The organism is Streptomyces coryli, from assembly GCF_011044975.1.
Taxonomy (GTDB): domain Bacteria; phylum Actinomycetota; class Actinomycetes; order Streptomycetales; family Streptomycetaceae; genus Streptomyces; species Streptomyces coryli.
This window is the reverse complement of the sequence record NZ_JAAKZV010000094.1, coordinates 1-20,003: the sequence shown is the minus strand read 5'-3', so window position 1 is coordinate 20,003 and position 20,003 is coordinate 1. Positions and strand designations below refer to the sequence as shown.

Here is a 20,003-nt window from a genome sequence, read left to right as displayed (position 1 = left end):
CAGATCTCAGCGTGACCCTATGTTGCATGCAATATTCACCGGGCAGGGCGCAGCGATTCCGTCGCGACTGCGGCGGGGAGGGAGAACGCTCATGTTCCGCTTCCGTACGGGCAGTTCCGAGCAACGCGACCCCGTGGACGAGGTGCCGTCCGCCTGGCGGCTGGCCGTCTACGGGCTGCAGCACGTGCTCGCCTTCTACGCCGGAGCCGTGGTCATGCCACTGCTGGTGGCAGAGGGCATCGGTCTCGAAGGCAAGGACATCGGCACCCTGATCAACGCCTCGCTGCTGGCATGCGGGCTCGCCACGATCCTGCAGGCGGTGGGGCTGCCGGGGATCGGGATACGGCTGCCGATCGTGCAGGGCGCGTCGACCACCGCGGTGCCGTCACTCGTATCCGCGGGCCTGGCGGCCGGCGGCGCGCAGGCCGGCCTGCCGACCGTGTTCGGCGCGGTGATCGCGGCGGGGCTCGCGCTGTTCCTGATCGCGCCGGTCTTCAGCAGGCTGGTGCGGTTCTTCCCGCCCGTGGTCACCGGCACCATCCTGGCCGTCGTCGGCATCACGCTGCTGGCCGTGGCGGCCAGGCAAGTCGGCGGTGGAAACGTGCAGGCCGAGGACTTCGGCAGCCCCGGACACCTCGGCCTCGCCGCGGTGACGCTGACCGTCATCGTGCTGCTGCACAAGTTCTCGCGTGGCTTTCTGGCGACCGTCGCGGTCCTGGTGGGGCTGGGCGTCGGCACCGTGGTGGCGGCGCTGGTGGGCTGGGCCGACTTCTCGAAGATCTCGGACGCGTCCTGGGTGGGGATGGCCGCGCCGATGCATTACGGGGCGCCGCGCTGGGACACGATGGCGGTCCTGTCCATCGTGCTGGTCATGATCATCATCGCGGTCGAGAGCATCGGGCAGTTCTTCGCGGTCGGGCGGATCGTCGGCCGCGAGGTGGACGGCAAGCAGGTCGTGCATGCACTGCGCGCGGACGGCCTCGCCACCGCCATCGCCGGCGTCCTCAACTCCTTTCCCACCACCGTCTATTCGCAGAACGTCGGCCTGATCCGGCTGACCGGGATCAAGAGCCGCTGGGTGGTGGCCGCCTCCGGCGGCATCATGCTGCTCCTCGGGCTGATGCCGAAGGTCGGGGCGGCGATCGCGTCGATGCCCGCCTCGGTGCTCGGCGGCGCCACCATCGTGCTCTTCAGCACCATCGCGGTGGTGGGTGTGCAGATCCTGGTCCAGGCGGACCTGACCGACCAGCGCAACACGATCCTGGTCGCCGCCAGCGTCGGCATCGGCTTCCTGCCCACGGCGTATCCGCAGTTCGCGGAGCAGATGCCCGGGCGGCAGCTGCATGCGCTGTTCGAGAGCGGCATCATCCTCGGCACCCTGGCGGCCGTGCTTCTCAACGTGTTCTTCCACCACGTGCGGCTGCCGCGGAGGCAACAGAAGACGGCCAACACCGTTGACTCGTCTGAGGATTACATGCAACATGAAGCCCGCGTCGGGGAGACACCGTGACAAGGGGGATGGAGATCATGCCGACCGAAAGAGCCGTGAATCCGATCGCAGGCGGCAGCCTGCTGGCGGAGCAGGCGTACGAGGAGCTGAAGGGGGCCGTGCTGACCAACCGGCTGCGCCCCGGGGACGCCTTGTCCGTGCCGGCACTCGCGGCCCAGATGGGCATCAGCCGCAGTCCGGTACGGGAAGCCGTGCAGCGCCTCATCCACGACGGCCTGGCCACGCATGTACCGCACCGCGGCGCCGTGGTCGCCACCGTCGACGTCGAGGACGTCCGCCAGCTCTACGTCGTCCGCGCGGTGATGGAAGGCCTGGCCGCCCGGCTCGCGACCGAGCGGCTCGACGCCACCAAGGTCGCCGAGCTGCGCGAGCTGCTGGAGGAGCACGAGCGGGTGGTGGCCGCAGGCGAGGACGAGCAGCGGCACATCGAGATGGACGTGGCGTACCACCGCCTGATCCGCGAGGTGGCCGACAACCCGCACCTCACGGCCGCCCTCGACACCATCCAGGGCAAGGCCCACCTCGCGCTGCACTCGCTGTGGCGCAGCCCCGACGCACCGCGGCTCGCGCTCGAGGAACACCGCCGGATCTTCGAGGCAATGACCTCGGGCGACACGGACGCCGCCGACCGGGCGGCGCGCGAGCACATCGACCGGCTGCGGATCCGCCTCGCGCAGACCGTTGCCTCCGGGCCGGAACCAGGAGAGGGGCCGAGCTCGGTCCGCGCGGTCCCCTAGGGCCGTCGTACGAACCTTGCCCCCCACCACCCACCGCCAGCGAGAAGGGAAGTGATCGCCTGTGACCACCGCCACCGACACCGGGCAGCGGGCCGGCGCCGCCCACGACGGGGTGGGGGCCGACGCCCTTCGCCCCGACGGCGCCCTGAAGGTCGAGGGCGCGTTCGCCTACGCCTCCGACCTGCGGTGGGAGGGCATGGTGTGGGGCGCCACGCTGCGCAGCCCGCATCCCTCGGCGCGGATCGTACGACTCGACACCGCCCGCGCGTTGAAGCTGCCCGGCGTAGTGGCGGTCCTCACCCACGAGGACGTGCCGGGCCACCCGCGGTACGGCATGAAGGTCGCCGACCAGCCGGTGCTCGCGGCGGACCGGGTGCGCTACCAGGGCGAGCCGGTGGCCCTGGTGGCCGCCGACCACCCCGAGACCGCGCGCCGGGCGCTGCGGCTCATCGACATCGAGTACGAGGAGCTGCCCGCGCTCACCGACCCGGAACAGGCGGTCGAGGGCGCGGGCCCGGTGGTGCACGAGGAACGCGTCGACGGCCAGGACGGCAACGTCGTCCGCCATGTCCGCATCCGGCACGGCGACATGGAGGAGGCCCGCCGCCTCGCCGACGTGGTCGCCGAGGGCGTCTACGAGGTGGGCATGCAGGACCAGGCCTTCCTCGGCCCAGAGGCCGGCCTCGCGATCCCGGGCGAGGACGGCGGCGTCGACGTCTTCGTCTCCACCCAGTGGCTGCACGACGACCAGCACCAGATGTGCGCGGCGCTCGGACTGCCCCCGGACAAGGTGCGGTTGACGCTCTCCGGCGTCGGCGGCGCGTTCGGCGGCCGCGAGGACGTCTCCGTGCAGATCCACGCGGCGATGCTGGCCCTGCACACCGGCCGCCCGGTGAAGATGAGCTACAACCGCGAGGAATCCTTCTTCGGCCACGTCCACCGCCACCCGGCGAAGATGTGGTTCGAGCATGGCGCCACCCGCGACGGGAAGATCGTCTACGTCAAGGCCCGGCTGCTCTTCGACGGCGGCGCGTACACCTCCACCTCGCAGGTCGTCATCGCCAACGGCTCGTACTTCGCGGCCGGCGCCTACGAGGTGCCGCACGCCGAGATCGACGGCTTCTCCGTCTTCACCAACAACCCGCCCTGCGGCGCGATGCGCGGCTTCGGCGCCGTCCAGTCCTGCTACGGCGTCGAGTCCAACCTCGACAACCTGGCCCGCAAGCTCGGCATCGACCCGCTGGAGCTGCGGCTGCGCAACGCCATGACGACGGGCACGGTGCTGCCGACAGGCCAGGCCGTGGACGGCCCGGCGCCCGCCGCCGAGCTGCTGCGCCGCCTGCACGCACGGCCACTGCCGCCCGAGCCCGAGGCCCGGGTCTCGGGAGCCTTCTCCCTGCCGGGCGGCCTGAACAACACCACCCACGGCGAGTCCGTCCGCCGCGGCATCGGCTACGCCATCGGCGTCAAGGCCATCGGCTTCTCCGGCGGCGTCGACGACCGCTCCATAGCCCGGGTCCGGCTCTCCCTCACCGGCGGCGAGCCCGTCGCCGAGATCCACACCGCGGCCGCCGAGTGCGGCCAGGGCATCGTCACCGTGCAGGCCCAGATCGCCCGCACCGAACTGGGCGTGGAACGCGTCGTCGTGCTGCCCGCCGACACGCAGGTCGGAGACGCCGGCTCGTCCTCCGCCTCCCGCATCACCTGGATGAGCGGCGGCGCGGTGCAGGGAGCCTGCAAGGCCGTACGGGAGAAGCTGACCGCGCTGGGGGAGGGCCTGCTCGCCGACCTGCTCGCCGAACACGGCCCGGTGGAGGCCGAGTACGAGTACAAGCACCGCCGCACCCACCCCATCGACGCCGAACGCGGGCAGGGCGACGCGCACATCGCCTTCGCCTTCGCCGCCCACCGGGCCGTGGTCGAGGTGGACACCGAGCTCGGCCTCGTCAAGGTGGTCGAGCTCGCCACCGCGCAGGACGTCGGCAAGGCGATGAACCCCCTCGCCGTGGCCGGCCAGATCGAGGGCGGCAGCGCCCAGGGCCTCGGCCTCGCGGTGATGGAGGAGCTGCAGGTGGCCGAGGGCCGGGTGCGCAATCCCTCCTTCACCGACTATCTGATCCCGACCATCGCCGACATGCCGGCCGTCCCCATCGACCTCCTCGAACTTCCCCACCCCGATTCGCCGTACGGGCTGAACGGGGTGGGCGAGCCGCCGACCCTGTCCTCCACGCCGGCTATCGCCAACGCCCTGCGCGACGCGACGGGGCTGGAGCTGGCCAGGGTGCCGGTGCGACCCGACGACATTGCCGGAAGGGGGTGAGGCGGGCCTGCGGGTTCCACCCTTCACTCGGTTCTGAACAGCACGACAGATCCTTGGAAGGACAGCACGTGATCATCGATACCCATATGCACCCGACGAACATCGTCGACCAGGCGTGGCGGCACGACGGCGAACCGTTCACCGGCGAGCGCATGCTCGAAATGATGGACCGGCCCTACATCATCAACGGCAAGCCGCGCCGCATCGACTACGGCTGCATCATGCCGCCGCCCGGCAACAGCGTCTGGCAGGAGGGCATGCGCACCGGGCGCGAAGGCATCCGCGACTACATGGCGTACATCACCCAGCTGGTGCAGCAGTACCCGGACCGCTTCATCGGGAACTTCATGTACAACCCGCGCTTCGGTCCTGAGAACGGCGCGAAGGAGCTGGAGTTCCACGTCAAGGAGTACGGCTACAAGATGGTCAAGCTCCACGCCAACATGCACGCCTACCGCCCGGACCGGGCGCTGGACTGGCTGCGGCCGGTGCTGCGGGTGTGCGACGAGCTGGGCGTCGTGGTCCTGATCCACACCGGCGACGGGCCGTACTCGATCCCGACGCAGTTCTACCCGATCATCCGGGAGTTCCCGAACGTCAACTTCATCCTGGCGCACTTCGGGGTGCAGACCGGCGGCGTGTACTGCTTCGAGGCGCTGTACATGATCCTCGACAGCCCGAATGTCTACGGCGAGTCCGGGTGGCTGCTGCAGTCGCGGATCGTGGAGTTCGCGCAGCAGATGGAGCGCCACCAGATGGTCTTCGGCACCGACTCGCCGCCCAACGAGCCCGGCATGTGGGCCCGTGAGCTGGAGGTGCTCTGCGGCCCGCCGCCCCAGGGCATGAACCTCTCCGAGGAGGACCTCGAGGGCTATCTCGGCAACAACATGGCCAAGCTGCTCGACCTGAAGCCCACCCCGCCGCCGCGCAACGTCGAGGAGGCGGAGCTGCGGCTCACCGACACGTACGCCTCGCTCGACCCGTCGGCGGTCGCGAGCGCCTGACGCGCCAGGGCCCGGTCCGGGGCCCGGCCGCTACCGGCCGGGCCCCGCAGCACCCGCAAAGGAGTATGTGCCGCCATGCAGCAAGACCTGCGGATCTTCCTCGCCGATTACGGCTCCCGGCACCCGGAGGACGTCCTGACCGTCGACGAGAAGATCGCCGGGGAGGACGTGGCGGCGCTGGCCATGGAACTGGCGGTGCGCGGGCGCGCGGAGATGCTCGTCTGCCGGAAGGTGGCGGGCCTCGACGGCACGCCGCTCGTCACGAATGTCTTCGCCTCCCGCCGCCGCGTCGCCCGCCTCCTCGATACGGACCCGGCCGGGCTGCACGACGCCTACCAGGCGGCGGCCGCGCGCCGCACCGAGCCGCGGGTGCTGGCGGACGGCCCGGTGCTGGAGTGCGTCTCCGAGGGCGACGCGGTGGACCTGCACGACCTGCCGCTCATCCAGCACTTCGGCTCCGACCGCGCCCCGTACATCACCAGCGGCGTCATCGCCGTCGAGGCGCCGTCGTACGCGCCGGGCCGGGCGGGCAATCTCAGCTACCACCGCTCCATGGTGCACAGCCGTAACCAGCTGGCGACCAGCCTGCACTCGCGCGGCCACCTGTGGCAGCTGCTGTCCCTCGCCGCCGAACGCGGCGAACCCCTGCCGGTGGCGATGGTGATCGGCGGCCACCCGCTCTTCATGCTCGCCGCCTCCGCCCGGGTGGGCGCCGACACCGACGAACGGGACATCGCCGGCGGCCTGTTCGGCGCCCCCCTGGACGTCGTCCGCACCCCGCGGCACGGCATCCGGGTGCCGGCGAGCGCCGAGATCGTCCTCGAGGGCGTCATCGACCCGCGGCAGCAGGCGGACGAGGGGCCCTTCGGCGAGTTCTCCGGCTACTCGTCCGACCGCTCCACCCACAACGTCCTCACCGTCGAGACCGTGCTGCGCCGCCGCGACGCCCTGCTGCTCGACGTCGTCGGCGGCAATACGGCCGAACACCTCAACCTCGCCCGTATCCCGCGGGAGTCGGAGATGGCCGAGAAGCTGCGGCAGCGCTTCCCCGAGGTGACCGCCCTGCACTACCCCACCTCCGGCACCCACTTCCACGCCTACGTGGCGCTGCGCCGCAGCCGCCCGGGCCAGGCCCGGCAGATCATGCTGGGACTGCTGGGCTGGGACCCGTACCTGAAGACCGTCGTGGCCGTCGACGAGGACGTGGACGTCTCCGACGACTCCCAGGTGCTCTGGGCGCTGGCGACCCATATGCAGCCGCACCGCGACGTATTCGTCGTCGACGGCCTGCCCGGCAGCCCCCTCGACGCGTCCTCGACGGCCGACGGCACCACCTCCCGGATGGCGCTGGACGCCACCAGGGGACCGGACTTCGACGGCGTGCGGATCGCCGTCGCCGACGAGAGCCGGCAGACCGCCCGCCGCCTGCTGGACGCGGACAGCCGCGCATAAGGAGCTCAGATGGACTTTCTACGCCCCGCCGGCTGGGAGGAGGCGCTCGCCGCGAAGGCCGAGCACCCCGCCGCCGTACCGATCGCCGGCGGCACCGACCTGATGGTCGAGATCAACTTCGATCACCGCCGCCCTGACCACCTGCTCGACCTGAGCCGCATCGACGAGCTGGAGGAGTGGGAGGTCGGCGAGACCCACGTCCGCCTCGGCGCCTCCGTCCCGTACACGCGCATCCTGGAGCAGCTGCGCACCGAACTGCCGGGCCTTGCGCTCGCCTCCCATACGGTCGCCTCCCCGCAGATCCGTAATCGCGGCAGCGTGGGCGGCAATCTCGGCACCGCCTCGCCCGCCGGCGACGCGCATCCGGCGCTGCTGGCCGCCGGCGCGGAGGTCGAGGTCGCGTCCGTCCGCGGCACCCGCCGGATCCCGATCGACGACTTCTATACGGGAGTGAAGCGCAACGCGCTGGCCCCGGACGAGCTGATCAGGGCCGTGCACGTCAAGAAGGCCGCGGGCCCGCAGCAGTTCTCGAAGGTGGGCACGCGCAACGCGATGGTCATCGCCGTCTGCGCCTTCGGCCTGGCCCTGCACCCCGACAGCCGTACCGTCCGCACCGGCATCGGCTCGGCCGCCCCCACGCCGGTCCGCGCCCGCGAGGCCGAGGAGTTCCTGGCCGGCGCGCTGGCCGAGGGCGGCTTCTGGGACAGCGGCAGGACCATCGCCCCGTCGGTCTGTACGCGCTTCGCCGAGCTGGCCGCCGGCGCCTGCGACCCCATCGACGACGTACGCGGCACCGCGAAGTACCGCCGGCACGCGGTCGCCGTGCTGGCCCGCCGGACGCTCGGCTGGACCTGGGACGCATACCGCGGCCGGGGCGCCAACGGAAAGGGGACCGAACGATGCGCGTGACCTTCACGGCCAACGGCCGCCGGGTCGAGGCCGACGACGTCTGGGAGGGCGAGAGCCTGCTCTACGTCCTGCGTGAGCGCCTCGGCCTGCCGGGCTCGAAGAACGCCTGCGAGCAGGGCGAGTGCGGCTCCTGCACGGTCCGCCTCGACGGCGTGCCGGTCTGCTCCTGCCTGGTGGCCGCGGGCCAGGCGCAGGACCGCGAGGTCGTCACGGTCGAGGGCCTGGCCGGCCAGTCCGGCGAGGACGCCGGCCTGGCCCCGATCCAGCAGGCGTTCATCGAGGCCGGCGCCGTCCAGTGCGGCTTCTGCACCCCGGGCCTGATCGTCGCCGCCGACGAGCTGCTGGAGCGCAACGCCGCCCCCTCCGACGCGGACATCCGCGAGGCGCTCTCCGGCAATCTGTGCCGCTGCACGGGCTACGAGAAGATCCTGGACGCGGTGCGCCGCGCGGCCCCCGGCTACGCCTCCGACACGGCGACGCCGAGCACCGAGTCCGCCATGCCGTAATAGAGGAACCAGCGCTTGCGGAAGTGCACCAGGCCCTCGCTGAAGACGACGTGGTTGACCTGGCCGCCCTGCTCGTCCTCCGAGGTCGGGACGAGGAAGGGGCGCTCCAGGCGGGCGAGGGCCTTCTTCGGAGTGGCCGGGTCGATGAGCAGCTGGCCGGTGGAGTACTGGCCCTTCCGGTAGCCGCCCTTGCCGTCGGAACGGGCGTTGTAGACCAGCAGAATGCGGCCGTCGTCGGTGATCAGCGGCGGCGGGCCCGGCTCGATCAGCGAGCCCTCCCAGGGGTGTACGGGCCTGGCCACCGGGTCATCGGTGCCGCCGGTCTCCCAGTGGATGAGGTCCGTGGACGTGGCCCAGTAGATGTTCGACTCGCCGAAGTACATCCAGTACTTGCCGTCGATGGGCGTGGTGAGGATGGCGCCCGCCTTGTTCCAGGGCTTGTCGCCGTGGATCGGGTCGGGGAGATCGGGGAAGAGCGGGCCGTGCTTCTTCCAGTGCACCAGGTCCTTGGAGGTGGCCAGGCAGAGCAGCGCGCTGGTGCCGTCGTAACCGGTGTAGGTGAGGTAGTACGTGTCGCCGATCCGCACCACGCGCGGGTCCTCGCAGCCGCCGGGCTGCTCGTACGGCTCGGTCGGCGTGAGCACCGGCTCGGACCTGCGCTTGAAGTTCAGGCCGTCGTCGCTCCAGGCGAGCCCGATGCTGGAGGTCTTCGCCGCGTTCTGGGCCCGGTACAGCAGCGCGATCCGGCCGTCCACGACGAGGGCGCACGGGTTGTAGAGGTACGCCGACTCCCACTCGTGGGCCGGCTCGGGGCGCAGGATCGGGTTCGACTCGCTCTTGGTGAAGGGCCCGACGGGGAAGTGCGGGCGCCGTGCCGGAGTGGCCGCGGCGGAGCCGGTCGTGGCGAGCGAGCCCGCCAGCGCGGTACCGACCACGCCCGCGGAGACCTGGAGTATCCGGCGGCGGCCGGGTGCCTGTCGGTCGTTCTGCTGCATTCCTTGACAACCTCCTTGTCCGATAACAACGTTGCAGACAACGTTGTCGATTGACAGCCCATCAGCGCGTGTCATGCGCCGTCAAGGGGAGTGCATGATCCGCGATGTGTACCGCTACCGGACTGGGAGGTCCTCTCCATGGCAGCAGCGAAGCCCGACCGGCGCACGGTGCTCCGCGGGCTGGCCGCGGCCGGTCTCGGCGGAGCCGTCGGCTCGTCGGCCGGCGCCCACGCCGCCGGAGCCGCCGGATCCGCCGCGAAACCCAACATCGTCGTGGTCCTCATCGACGACCTCGCCCGGCGGGAACTGGGCTGCTACGGCAACACGTTCAACGAGACCCCGCACATGGACCGGCTCGCCGCGGACGGGATCAGGTTCGATGCCGGCTACGCCGCCGCGCCCGTCTGCTCGCCGACCCGGGCCAGCATCATGACCGGGCAGTACCCGGCCCGGGTGGGGATCACCGAGTTCCTCGACGCCACCGGCGACGACTTCCTGCCGACCAGCCACCACACCCTGCCGGAGACGCTGCGCGACGCCGGCTACCGCACCGGCCTGATCGGCAAGTGGCACCAGACCGAGACCTACACCGGGCCCGTACGCGAGCGGCCAGGGAACCCGTGGTCGCACGGCTTCACCGATGTCATCGCCTCGGAGCAGAAGTACATCGCCGGCGGCGACTACTTCCACCCGTACTTCATGCTGCCCGACCTCCCCGCGCGGCAGGAGAACGAATACCTGACCAGCCGCCTCAACCTCGAGGCCGTCGACTTCATCACCCGCGCCCACGGCGACGACACCCCGTTCTTCCTCTATCTCTCGCATTACGCCACCCACACCAAGCTGGCGGCACCGCAGCCCCTGATCGACAAGTACGCGGCCAAGCCGGGCGCGGGGGAGAAGGGGACGGACCCGGTCCTCGCCGCGATGCTCGAGGTCATCGACGACGGCGTCGGCGCCATCCGCGGCACGCTGCGGCGGCTCGGCATCGCCGAGAACACGGTCATCGTGCTGCTGTCGGACAACGGCGGCGACACCGGCGTGGCGATCAGTGACCCGCTGCGCGGCGGCAAGGCGACGCTGTACGAGGGCGGCGTCCGGGTGCCGATGATCGCGTACCACCCGGCGGGGGCGGCGGGCCGTGTCGTCAACACCCCGTTCAGCACCGTCGACTTCATGCCCACCCTGCTCGACGCGGCCGGCATCGCCCGCCCGCGCGGACAGCACCTCGACGGCGTCAGCTTCGCCGGCCTGCTGTCCGGTGGTACGGCGCCGCGGCGGGACGACCTGTTCTGGGTGTACCCGCACTGGCACAACCCCGGCGCCCCGAGCGCCTCGGTGCGCCGCGGCCGCCACAAGCTGCTGCGGTATCTGCACGACGGGAAGGAGGAGTTGTACGACCTCGTCGCCGACCCCGGCGAGACCGATGACCTGGCCGCGAGGATGCCCGTAAAGACACGCGAACTGGGAGCGGCCCTGGACCGGCACCTGCGCGACGTCGATCTGCTGCCGCCGGAGCCCACGTCGGAGAACTACCCGCAGGTGGTGCTGGACGAGGACTTCGGCAGCGGGCTCGCCGGCTTCACGGTGCTGGCGCCCGACGGGCGCCCGGGCACGGTGCGCGCCGACGACGGCGCGCTCACCGTGGCGTCCGACGGCGCATCCGCCTTCGCGCTGCTGCGCTCGCCCCGCCCCGTTACTGACTCACCGGCCGCGATCATCGTCAGCCCCCGTTCGTACGCCGGGAGCGCCGCCCCGAACCAGGACACCCTCTTTGCCGGGCTGGTCAAGGACGCGCAGAACTACCTCATGGTCTGGTACAACCACCGGCTCAAGCGCGCCGGTTGGGACGCCCGGGTGGACGGCGAGCTCGCCGGGAAGCGGATCGAGCAGCTCGACGGGAAGATCGACTATCCGGGTCCGGGCGCCCGGCTGGCGTGCGCGATGCACCGCGACGAGCTCACCGCCTACGCGGTCACGGCCGACGGGGCCTGGCAGTACCTCTTCACCGCCGACGTCGGCCGCTACGCGCGGCTGGAGAGCCCGGAGGTGCGCAAGCAGTTCCGCTACGGCTTCGGGGCCCGTATCGACGGCGGCACGATGACGGTGGAGGGCTTCACCGCCCGCCGGAGGTGACTCAGTCGCTGTTCGCCTCCGCCACTACGCAGATCGCGTACCGCCAGGTGCCGTCGGCGTCCCTGTGGACGACGTTGACCACGCCGGGGCCCAGGAGGAGGGCGATGTCGCCCGCCTGGAGCACCCGGCGTGGTTCGCCCAGATAGCCGCGACGCCACACTGCTGCCTGCTGTATTTCCGCGCGCCCGCGCAGCTGCCGCGCCGCACCGTCGTCGACGAGCAGTCCACCCGGCTCGAACAACCGGGCAACCGCCATGGCGTCGCCGAGCAGCACGGCATCTTCGAGGAGCGTCTCCAGCTCTTCCGGAGTCTGCTCGCCGGCGCTCATCGCGTACGGCTAGAAGACGAGACCGAGGCGCTCGATGAGCGGGAAGGTGCTGTCGAAGTCCAGATCGACGTGATACTTGCCGGCCATCTCCGCGATCGTTTCCGGGGCGGGCATGCCGGTCAGCTGCTCGAAGGACTTGAACAGATCCTCCAGCCCAGCGGTGGAGATGATCTCCAGGACGTCGGCGGGCTCATCGGTGGCGTTCCAGAAGGTGTGCCACTGTCCGCGCGGCTTGAAGATCAGGTCGCCCGGGCCGGCCACCACCTCGGTGCCGCCGAGCACCGCGCCGATTCTGCCGGTGAGGACGAAGGTGTACTCGTCCTCGTCGTGATGCCGGTGCATCGGCGCGGCCAGCGCCCTGGGCTCGAACAGATGCTGGACCAGCGCGAACCGTCCACCGGTGTCCGCCCCGTCGATCATGAAGCGGTTGGCGACGTGGCCGAAGCCCGGAACGACCCTGCCCTCGTCCGCGCCCAGAACGCGGACCTCCGACTGCTCGCTCATGGATCCCCCTCTCACAGATGGTGCCGACGACGCTAGGCAGGCACCCGCCGGCGGGACATACCCCACTTGGGGTATCTGCAGAACCGCGAGCCGGTCCTACCGTCGGTGGTGTGAGAGAGCGGGCGCTGGACAAGATCGCGCGGATGGCCCAACAGCCGTGCGACCTCGTGACGTTCTGGCAGGAGGCGACCGAGGCGATCGCCACGACCGTGCCGTTCTACTGGGCGCCCTGCTGGTACACGCTCGACCCGGCGTCCCTGCTCGTCACCAGCCACTACCAGCCCGGCTTGGCCACCTTTCCGGCCGAATGGCTCGCCGAGGAGTACTACGGCGACGACGTCAACCGGCTTGCGGACGTGGTGCTTTCGGCCGCCGGCATCGGCACGCTGCACGAGGCCACGGGCGGCGACCCCTCCGCCACCCCTCGCTGGCGGCGCAACATCGCTCTGGGCGGCGACCAGGAGCTGATCGCCGGGCTGCGCTCGCGGGCCGGGGACGTGTGGGGGGCGCTCGGCCTCTACCGTGAGCCGGGACAGCCGATGTTCGACGAGACGGACAAGCGGTTCGTCCGGGCGCTGGCCCCGCATCTGGCCGAAGGCGCACGCCGCGCCCTGCTGCTGGGTGAAGCCACCGACCCGGAAGGCCCGGACGCGCCGGGCCTGCTGATCCTCACCGCCGGCTGGGAGGTCGAATCCGCCACCCCCGGCGTAGAACGCTGGCTGCGGGATCTCCCGGACGGGGACTTCGACGCCGGGCGGCTGCCGTCCGCGGTGCTGGCCCTGGCCGGCCGGGCGCTGCGCACCGGCGAGCATCCGGGACGGCCCGGCGAGGTCGGGGTCGCACGCATCCTGTCCACCCGCGGTACGTGGGTGGTCCTGCACGGGGCCTGCATGCAGTCGGGCGGCCCGCCCCGGGTCGCGGTCATCATCGAGCCGGCCCACCCGGGCCGTATCTACTCGCTCTTGATGTCGGCCTACGGCCTCACCGCCCGGGAGCGTGAGGTGACCCGGCACATCCTGCAGGGCAGTTCGACCGTGCAGATCGCCGACGACCTGGTGATCTCCGTGCACACCGTGCGCCAGCACCTCAAGAGCATCTTCGGCAAGGCAGGTGTGCGCAGCCGCCGCGACCTCGTCGCCAAGGTTTTCTACGCCCACTACGAAACCCGGCTGCGGGACAACGAACAGCGCACTCTCGACGGCAAGCCGGTCCGCGGCGGCCCGGCCCAGGGCTTTACGCCGGCGAGCGGGCCTGCCTAACCTGCCCGGGTCGCTATCCGTACGGGACAACCGAAGGCCACCCGCCCGAAACCCACCGCTGGGAATCGGGAGCCACCGTGGACCTTCGCCTCCTACTGCTGACACTCGCCACCTTCGCCGCCGGGCTGGCCGAGGCGATCCTCACCGGCGTGCTGCCGTCGCTCGCCGCCGACCTCGACGTGTCGGTGAGCGTCGCCGGGCAGCTCACCAGCGTGTTCTCGCTGAGCTTCGCCGTCGCCGTGCCGGTGCTCGGCTGGCTGACGCGCGGCGCCGACTGCCGGCGGCTGCTGGTGATCAGCCTGGGGGTGTTCGCCGCCTTCAGCGCCGGCGCCGCGCTGAGCCCCGGCTATACGACGCTGCTGTTGATGCGCGTCGGCATGGCCGCCTGCAGCGGGCTGCTGGTCATGCAGGCCAGCCTGCTGGCGGTGGAGCTGGCGCCGGCGGCGCAGCGCGGCCGCGCCATCGGCCTGATCTTCATGGGGATCAGCGGGGCGCTGGTGTTCGGCGTGCCGGCCGGCGTGCTGATCAACGACTGGTTCGGCTGGCGCTGGATCTTCGCCGTCATGGCGCTGTACTCGCTGCCGCTGGCCGCCGTGCTGCGCCTCACCCTGCCGAGCCGCGCCCTGAGCAGCCCGGCCGACGGCGCTGCGTACCGGCGCCAGCTGCGCAGCCCGGCGCTGAACCTGGCGCAGCTGGTGTCGATCCTGCTGCTGGGCGGGCACTTCACGCTCTTCGCGTACATCACCCCCTGGTTCCAGCAGGTCGCGGGGATCACCGACAGCGGTCGGATCGCCCTGACCCTGCTGCTGACCGGCTCGGCGGCCATCTGCGGCGGCTACCTCGGCGGCTGGCTGTCCGACCGCGTCGGCCATCGCCGGGCGCTGGTGGTGGTGCCGGTGCTCTTCGCCGTAGCCATGCTGGCGATCCCGCTGAGCCTCGGACACCCCTGGCTGCTGCTGGCCGCGCTGATGGCCTGGTCCACCATCAGCTGGATGATCTCCCCGGCGGTGCAGAGCTATCTGCTCGGCAGCGACCCGGAGAGCGGCAGCGCGGGCGTCGCCCTGAACACCTCGGCGATGCACCTGGGCGTGGTCCTCGGCGCCGCGCTGGGCGGCGCGGTGATCAGCCTCGCCGGGATCGACTGGACGCCCTGGGCCGGCGTCACGCTGGTGGTGCTGTCGGTGCTGTGCGCGGCCCTGTCCTGCCGGCTGCAGCCCGCTATCGGGCGGCCGGCACCGCGGTCGCAAACCGCGCCCGGTACGCCGACGGCGTGATCCCGAACCGGCGCAGAAACGCCCGGCGCAGCGACTCGTCACTGCCGAGCCCTGACCGCCGCGCCGCCGCCGACACCGCCTCGCCCGCCTCCAGCAGCGCCTGCGCGGCCTCGCACCGTACGGCCTCCACGTACATCGCGGGCGTGTCGCCGACCTGATCGGTGAAGAGTCGCGCGAGGTGGCGGGTGCTCACCCCGGCGCGGGCCGCGAGCGCCGGGGCCGAGTGGTCGGCGGCCGGGTCGGCGTGGATGGCGTCGAGGACCGTACGCAGCACGTCGTGACGCGGCCGAGGCGTCCGCGCCGGCACCGAGAACTGCGACTGCCCGCCCGGCCGCTGCAGGAACACCACCAGATCGCGCGCCACTTCACGCGCCACCTCGGGCCCGGCGTCCTCCTCCACCAGCGCCAGGCACAGATCGATCCCGGCGCTTACCCCGGCGGACGTCAGCACCCGCCCGTCCCGTACGTAGATCGAGTCCGGCTCCACCGCGATACGGGGATGGGCGCGCGCCAGCAGCCCCGTATGCCGCCAGTGGGTGGTGGCGCGGCGGCCGTCGAGCATCCCGGCGCCGGCGAGCACGAAGGCGCCGGTGCACACGGAGGCCACCCGCCGGGCGCGGCCGGCGAGCGCGGTCGTGGCCGCGCGCAGCTGCTCGGGCACCGGCGCGGTCGGCAGGGTGGGGGAGCCCGGCACGATCAGCGTGTGGACGCGGCCGAGGTCCGCGGCCGCCGCCTCGGGCAGCAGCCGGGTGCCGGTGGCGGCGGTCACCGGGGCGCCGTCAGGGGAGCAGAGGGTGACGTCGTAGCGGGCGCCGCACTCGTTGGCGGTCGCGAAGACCTCGAGCGGGGCGGTGACGTCGAGCAGCCGGACGCCGTCGTAGGCGAGGACGGCGACGGATCGGGAGGCGCGGGACATGCCCGCGAGCCTAGCCGGAGGCCATGTCCGAATGTGTGGGATCGCTGGCCGGATGGACATCGCGCGGGCGTCCGCCCTGGCGCCAGGATCGAAGCCGTAAGGACGACAACGACCTGGAGGCCCCACCGATGTCCCCGACCCTCACCCCGGCCCGTATCGCCGGCGTCGAGATCCCCGGCAGCCGCCTCGCCCGCGAGGCCACCGAGCTGGTCCGCGAGGCCGCCGGCCCGCTGCTCTACGACCACTCGCGCCGCGTCTACCTGTGGGGCGCGCTGGCCGGCGCCCGCCGCGGCCTGTCGTACGACCCGGAGCTGCTCTACGTGGGCGCGATGTTCCACGACCTCGGTCTGACGGAGGCGTACCGCACCGATCACCAGCGCTTCGAGATCGACGGCGCCGACGAGGCCCGCCGCTTCCTGGCCGAGCACGGCATCGGCGAGGACGCCGTCCGCCGCGTCTGGACGGCGATCGCGCTGCACACCACGCCCGGCATCCCGGAGCGGATGGAGCCGGAGGTCGCGCTGGTGACGGCCGGCGTGGAGTTCGACGTGCTCGGCATCGGCCTCGACAAGGTGCCGGACGCGGCCCGCGCGGAGGTGGTGGCCGCGCACCCGCGCCCGGACTTCAAGCGGCGCATCCTGGGCGCCTTCCACGACGGCATCGCGCACCGCCCGCAGACCACCTTCGGCAACGTCAAGGCGGACGTGCTGGCGCGCTACGAGCCGGGCTTCGCCCGTACCGACTTCGTGGACGTCATCGAGAACTCGGGGTGGTCGGAGTGAGCGCCGCGACCGAGGAGCCGCGCCCTCCGCTGCCGCCCTTCACGGAGGCGGACGCCCGAGCCAAGGTGCAGGCGGCGGAGGACGCGTGGAACACCCGCGACCCGGCGCGGGTGGCGCTCGCGTACACCCCCGACTCGGAGTGGCGCAATCGCGACGTCTTCCTCCACGGCCGGGCGGAGATCGAGGACTTCCTGCGCGCGAAGTGGGCACGCGAGCGGGACTACGCGCTGCGCAAGGAGCTGTGGACGTACGGCGGCAACCGGATCGCCGTGCGCTTCCGGTACGAGTGCCGCGACGAGGCCGGGCAGTGGTGGCGGTCGTACGGGAACGAGCTGTGGGAGTTCGACGGCAACGGCCTGATGCGGCGGCGAGAGGCGAGCATCAACGACACCCGCATCGAGGAGGGCGAGCGGCGGATCTTCGGGCCCCGGGAACGGTGATCTCCGGCCCCGGCCCCGCCATCAGCGGCTGTGGTCTGCCCGACACCTGACGTTTTCCCGCTGGTCAGGAGGCCCACGTCCGAGGCACACTGTCGCGACGAGGGACAGACGGGGGTGGCGGAGAGATGGGCTTGGGCGCCGTGCGGCGGCACCGACGGGCACTGCTGTGGGCCGGGGCGGGAGGGGTGTTCCTCGGATTTCTGATCACCCTGGAGATCGTCGCGCGGCATTACGGCCATCGCGGGCCGCTCTCGGATCAGGCGCAAGAGCTGATTTTCGCCCCGCATTCGGGCCCGCTTCTTTACGGCGGCCTGGCGCTGATGATGGTGGTGCTCACCCGCCGGGAGCGGTTTATCGCGGCCGGCGTCGCCATCGGCATCGACGTCGTCTTCTTCCTGGTGCGCCTGATGGTCGACGCCCACCTGAATTTCGGCAACGGCGCCCTGTGGGTGATCCTCGCCGGCGCGGTCATCGCCGTCACCCGCCGCACCGGCAAGGCACGCCTGCTGCTCCTCAAGGGCGTCGGCCTCGGCCTGCTGCTGGTGACCGGCCACAAAACCGGCGCCACCTGGCTGCTCATCACGTCCGAGACCCGCCCGGTCGTCCTCGACCCGTACGTCGCCGCCGCCGACCACGCCCTGGGCGACCCGTCCTGGCTGGCCGGGCGGCTGGTCGAGGCCTCCGGGCCGCTCGGCGAGGGCCTGCTCGGAGCGGTCTACGGCCAGCTGCCGCTGGCGGCGGCCCTGGTCGCGCTGTATCAACTGCGCCACGTGGCGACCGAGGGCCGCTTCCCGGGCCACCACCTGGTGCGCACCTTCCTGGTGATCGGCCTGATCGGACCGGCGTTCTACATGATCTTTCCGGTCGTCGGCCCGGTCTACGCCTACGGCGCCGAGGGCGGCGCCTGGGCGGTGGGTGACCTGTGGCCGAGCGCCCTGCCGTCGATCCAGATTCCGTATCCGATTCCCTTCGACGGAATAACCCCGCGCAATTGCATGCCGAGCCTGCACACGGCGTGGGCCACGACGCTCTTCATCCATTCCCGCCACGGTTCGCGGCCGGTGCGATTCGCCGGCACTTTCTGGCTGATAGCTACGCTCGCCGCGACGCTGGGATTCGGATATCACTACGGCGTGGATCTCATAGCGGGCGTCGTCTTCGCCCTCACCATCGAGGTCGCGATGCGCTCGCTCGCCCGCGGCTGGGAGCGACAGGGCATCCTGCTGGTGGGCTACGGAGCGACGGTCTTCGCCGCCCTCCTGCTGTCGTACCGCTATCTCCCGATGGAGATGTACCGCTACCCGTTCCTCTTCGGCCCGCTCCTGATCCTGGCGATGGGCTCAGTCATCCACGCCTACGTCCGCCTCACCAGGCAATGGGACCCGAAGCCCCCACCGGCCCAGGAACAGGACCCACCCCTCATCCGCGCCGGCAAACTCGCCGCGGAACGGCTCCCCGACCGCACCCAGCAGGGCGCGCTCTGACGCAGCCGCGCGCGGGGCCTACTTGGGCGGCAGCTCCGCGGTGGTCTCCATCGCCCACTGCAGCCAGTCGTCCAGGACATCGTCGTCGAGGGTCTCCTCCGCCAGAACGACCCAGCCGTTCTGCGGCTTGCCCCTGAACATCAGCTGCCTGGCGCCCGGGCGGGAGAGGGCCTCAGCCATCCCGTCGGCTCCGACGCGCACCATCAGGCCCTCGGCGTACAGATTCGCCATCGCGTTCCCGTTGAGGAGGAAGGCAAGTCCGCCGAACATCTTCTTCGCGGCCACGCCCTCGGGCTCCAGCCGCTCCGTGATCCGCGCCGCCAGCACCTCGTCGTAAGCCATGTCGTCACGCTAGCCCGCGATCTCGGTGGCCGCCCAGGACGCCAGCAGCTGGAGCGCGTCGTGGGCCGGGGTGTGGGGGGCGGCACTGTAGGCGGTCAGGGTGAGGCCGGGCTGGGCCGGGAGGTCCATGGCGTCGAAGTCGAGGGTGAGGACGCCGACGGCCGGATGGTGGAAGGACTTGGTGCCGGTGAGGTGCAGGCGGACGTTGTGCTGTGCCCAGGCGGTGCGGAATTCCTCGCTGCGGGTGACGAGTTCGCCGATGAGGCCGGTCAGTTCGGTGTCGTTGGGGGCGCGGCCGGCTTCGGTGCGCAGCAGCGAGACGGTGGTGTTGAGGGAGGCCTCCCAGTCCGGGAAGAAGTCCCGGCCCGCCGGGTCGAGGAACTGGAAGCGGGCGATATTGACCGGGCGCGGGGCGTCGGCGGCGTACAGCGGGGCGTACAACGCGCGGCCGAGGCGGTTGACCGCGAGGATGTCGAGCCGGCCGTTGCGGATGAAGGCCGGGGTGTCCGTCATCGAGTCCAGGACCCGCAGCACGCTGTCCGGGAGCGGGCCCCGGGCGCGCTTGCCGCGGCGGGCGGGGCGCTTGGCCACGGCCCGGGCCAGGTCGTACAGGTGGGCGCGTTCCGCGTCGTCCAGCTGGAGGGCACGTGCGACGGCGTCGAGGACCTCGTCGGAGGCGCCGGCGAGATGCCCGCGCTCCAGGCGCACGTAGTAGTCGGCGCTGACCCCGGCGAGCAGGGCGACCTCCTCGCGGCGCAGCCCCGGCACGCGCCGGTTGCCGCCGTACGCGGGCAGCCCGGCCTGCTGCGGCGTGATCTTCGCGCGGCGGGAGGCCAGGAACTCGCGGATGTCGCTCTTGATGTCCACATTGCCAGGTTAAGTCGGCGGCCACCGGGGTGGGGGGTCATGTCAGTACCTGGCCCAGCCGTCCCTTCCCCAGCCGCCTGACCTGCGGTTTCCTGGACAGCGGTCGCCCCCCGCGGCCCGCCGTACTCGGCGTCGGTGACGTGGTCGAGCCAGGCGACCTCGTCGGTCTCCCACAGGGCGATGTGGGTCATGAAGTGGTCCGGGGCGGCGCCGTGCCAGTGCTCCTCGCCCGGCGGGG

19 protein-coding genes and 1 pseudogene are annotated in these 20,003 nt (G+C 71.6%); 13 read left to right on the top strand and 7 right to left on the bottom strand.

Annotation, left to right across the window (positions count from 1 at the left end):
• Positions 1-91: 91 nt before the first annotated feature.
• The 7 genes from G5C51_RS21140 (at position 92) to G5C51_RS21110 (ending at position 8,438) form a co-directional block, all read left to right on the top strand.
• A complete protein-coding gene (locus G5C51_RS21140; RefSeq protein WP_165239711.1) occupies positions 92-1,510 on the top strand; it encodes a nucleobase:cation symporter-2 family protein in 1,419 nt (472 codons plus the stop codon).
• 17 nt (positions 1,511-1,527) lie between these two features.
• Positions 1,528-2,247: a GntR family transcriptional regulator gene (locus G5C51_RS21135; RefSeq protein ID WP_165239710.1), complete on the top strand. Its 720-nt coding sequence runs from the start codon at positions 1,528-1,530 to the stop codon at positions 2,245-2,247.
• Between the two features lie 61 nt (positions 2,248-2,308).
• On the top strand, positions 2,309-4,567 hold the full coding sequence (locus G5C51_RS21130; protein WP_165239709.1) for a molybdopterin cofactor-binding domain-containing protein: 2,259 nt from the start codon (positions 2,309-2,311) through the stop codon (positions 4,565-4,567).
• 68 nt (positions 4,568-4,635) lie between these two features.
• On the top strand, positions 4,636-5,571 hold the full coding sequence (locus G5C51_RS21125) for an amidohydrolase family protein (RefSeq protein WP_165239708.1): 936 nt from the start codon (positions 4,636-4,638) through the stop codon (positions 5,569-5,571).
• A 75-nt stretch (positions 5,572-5,646) separates the two neighbouring features.
• Positions 5,647-7,023, top strand: coding sequence for a UbiD family decarboxylase (locus G5C51_RS21120; RefSeq protein WP_165239707.1), 1,377 nt, complete (start codon positions 5,647-5,649; stop codon positions 7,021-7,023).
• A gap of 9 nt (positions 7,024-7,032) precedes the next feature.
• Positions 7,033-7,932 (top strand): FAD binding domain-containing protein, encoded by a 900-nt coding sequence (locus tag G5C51_RS21115; RefSeq protein ID WP_165239706.1) that lies wholly within the window; start codon positions 7,033-7,035, stop codon positions 7,930-7,932.
• Positions 7,923-8,438, top strand: a complete 516-nt coding sequence (locus G5C51_RS21110; RefSeq protein WP_165239705.1) for a (2Fe-2S)-binding protein — start codon at positions 7,923-7,925, stop codon at positions 8,436-8,438. The genes G5C51_RS21115 and G5C51_RS21110 overlap by 10 nt, the downstream gene beginning before the upstream one ends.
• Here G5C51_RS21110 and G5C51_RS21105 read toward each other — a convergent pair.
• Complete coding sequence (locus G5C51_RS21105; RefSeq protein ID WP_165239704.1) at positions 8,390-9,433, bottom strand: glycoside hydrolase family 130 protein; 1,044 nt, start codon at positions 9,431-9,433, stop codon at positions 8,390-8,392. The genes G5C51_RS21110 and G5C51_RS21105 overlap by 49 nt on opposite strands.
• 138 nt (positions 9,434-9,571) lie before the next feature.
• On the opposite strand from G5C51_RS21105, the gene G5C51_RS21100 reads away from it, so the two are divergent.
• Positions 9,572-11,569 (top strand): sulfatase, encoded by a 1,998-nt coding sequence (locus tag G5C51_RS21100; RefSeq protein ID WP_165239703.1) that lies wholly within the window; start codon positions 9,572-9,574, stop codon positions 11,567-11,569.
• Between the two features lies 1 nt (position 11,570).
• On the opposite strand, the gene G5C51_RS21095 is transcribed toward G5C51_RS21100, so the two are convergent.
• Together G5C51_RS21095 and G5C51_RS21090 are read right to left on the bottom strand one after the other, a co-directional pair.
• Positions 11,571-11,897 (bottom strand): Cif family virulence factor, encoded by a 327-nt coding sequence (locus tag G5C51_RS21095; protein ID WP_165239702.1) that lies wholly within the window; start codon positions 11,895-11,897, stop codon positions 11,571-11,573.
• Positions 11,898-11,906: 9 nt separating this feature from the next.
• Positions 11,907-12,401, bottom strand: coding sequence for a cupin domain-containing protein (locus G5C51_RS21090; protein WP_165239701.1), 495 nt, complete (start codon positions 12,399-12,401; stop codon positions 11,907-11,909).
• 110 nt (positions 12,402-12,511) lie between these two features.
• Between G5C51_RS21090 and G5C51_RS44095 the strand changes: the two genes are divergently transcribed.
• Both G5C51_RS44095 and G5C51_RS21080 read left to right on the top strand, forming a co-directional pair.
• The gene (locus tag G5C51_RS44095) at positions 12,512-13,660 is read left to right on the top strand and encodes a LuxR C-terminal-related transcriptional regulator (RefSeq protein WP_206314130.1); all 1,149 of its coding nucleotides are present in this window, start codon (positions 12,512-12,514) and stop codon (positions 13,658-13,660) included.
• Positions 13,661-13,737: 77 nt separating this feature from the next.
• Positions 13,738-14,934, top strand: a complete 1,197-nt coding sequence (locus G5C51_RS21080; RefSeq protein ID WP_165239699.1) for an MFS transporter — start codon at positions 13,738-13,740, stop codon at positions 14,932-14,934.
• Here the strand turns inward: G5C51_RS21080 and G5C51_RS21075 are convergent.
• Entirely contained in the window at positions 14,879-15,850 is a 972-nt protein-coding gene (locus G5C51_RS21075; RefSeq protein WP_165239697.1) for a GlxA family transcriptional regulator, read from the bottom strand. The two genes, G5C51_RS21080 and G5C51_RS21075, sit on opposite strands and share 56 nt — an antisense overlap.
• A 128-nt stretch (positions 15,851-15,978) precedes the next feature.
• Here G5C51_RS21075 and G5C51_RS21070 point away from each other — a divergent pair, with 128 nt between their 5' ends.
• The 3 genes from G5C51_RS21070 to G5C51_RS21060 all read left to right on the top strand — a co-directional run bounded on the left by G5C51_RS21070 (position 15,979) and on the right by G5C51_RS21060 (position 18,556).
• A complete protein-coding gene (locus G5C51_RS21070; RefSeq protein WP_165239695.1) occupies positions 15,979-16,632 on the top strand; it encodes an HD domain-containing protein in 654 nt (217 codons plus the stop codon).
• Positions 16,629-17,072, top strand: a complete 444-nt coding sequence (locus G5C51_RS21065) for a DUF1348 family protein (protein WP_165239693.1) — start codon at positions 16,629-16,631, stop codon at positions 17,070-17,072. The genes G5C51_RS21070 and G5C51_RS21065 overlap by 4 nt, the downstream gene beginning before the upstream one ends.
• Positions 17,073-17,233: 161 nt before the next feature.
• Positions 17,234-18,556 (top strand): phosphatase PAP2 family protein, encoded by a 1,323-nt coding sequence (locus G5C51_RS21060; RefSeq protein WP_420824837.1) that lies wholly within the window; start codon positions 17,234-17,236, stop codon positions 18,554-18,556.
• Positions 18,557-18,574: 18 nt separating this feature from the next.
• Here G5C51_RS21060 and G5C51_RS21055 read toward each other — a convergent pair whose 3' ends face one another.
• The 3 genes and pseudogenes from G5C51_RS21055 to G5C51_RS43130 all read right to left on the bottom strand — a co-directional run.
• Positions 18,575-18,898: a TfoX/Sxy family protein gene (locus G5C51_RS21055; protein ID WP_165239689.1), complete on the bottom strand. Its 324-nt coding sequence runs from the start codon at positions 18,896-18,898 to the stop codon at positions 18,575-18,577.
• Between the two features lie 9 nt (positions 18,899-18,907).
• Positions 18,908-19,765 carry an MmyB family transcriptional regulator gene (locus G5C51_RS21050; RefSeq protein WP_165239687.1) on the bottom strand — a complete coding sequence of 286 codons (858 nt, stop codon included), beginning with the start codon at positions 19,763-19,765 and terminating at the stop codon, positions 18,908-18,910.
• Positions 19,766-19,866: 101 nt separating this feature from the next.
• Positions 19,867-20,003 (bottom strand): annotated as a pseudogene (locus tag G5C51_RS43130) (cupin domain-containing protein); the annotation flags it as partial.